1 protein-coding gene is annotated in these 741 nt (G+C 58.7%); it reads left to right on the top strand.

The features are described 5' to 3' along the window. Positions 1–141: 141 nt before the first annotated feature. Complete coding sequence (tnpA, locus tag DWZ15_RS10330) at positions 142–600, top strand: IS200/IS605 family transposase (RefSeq protein ID WP_055250296.1); 459 nt, start codon at positions 142–144, stop codon at positions 598–600. The last annotated feature ends 141 nt before the right edge of the window (positions 601–741 follow it).

Here is a 741-nt window from a genome sequence, read left to right as displayed (position 1 = left end):
TTTAGTCTGCTGGCCGCGCAGCGCCCAGCTTTAAACCACCCGCTACGCGGGTGGAGACAAACGGCTTTACAAAGCCACCCCTCCGACCGATATTGACGATTGTTCAGGCCGTCAAGAATTCGAGTCGAAGGGGTGGTCGCCATGGCCCAGAAGGCCTACAGCCTTTCCCACACGAAGTGGATGTGCAAGTACCACATCGTGTTCACGCCGAAGTATAGGCGCAAAGTGATCTACAACCAAATCAGGAGCGACATAGGGGAGATCCTCAGGAAGCTGTGCGAGTACAAGGGGATCGAGATAATCGAGGGGCACCTGATGCCCGACCACGTGCACGTGCTGCTGGCGATCCCGCCGAAGTACAGCGTCGCGAGCGTCATGGGCTACCTGAAGGGGAAGAGCTCGCTGATGATATTCGACAGGCACGCCAACCTCAAGTACAAGTTCGGCAACAGGAAGTTCTGGGCGGAGGGCTACTACGTGTCCACCGTCGGCCTGAACGAGGCGACGATCGCCAAGTACATCAGGGAGCAGGAGTCCCACGACATCGCGCTGGACAAGCTGAGCGTGAAGGAGTACGAGGACCCCTTCAAGAGGAGGTGATCCTGCCGGTTCGACCGGCGCGCCACGGGTCAAGATGCACTAGGCCTGGACGAAGTCCGGGCCCGCGCCTTTAGACGCGAGCCCGGGGCCCGTGGGTTATACCCTAAGAGCAAACCACCCTTTTTAAGGGTGGTTCTGATT

The sequence above is a fragment of the Collinsella sp. AF29-7AC genome (genome assembly GCF_003475665.1).
Classification (GTDB): domain Bacteria; phylum Actinomycetota; class Coriobacteriia; order Coriobacteriales; family Coriobacteriaceae; genus Collinsella.
Note: the sequence above shows the minus strand (reverse complement) of the source record. Positions and strands in the feature narration are given on the sequence as shown.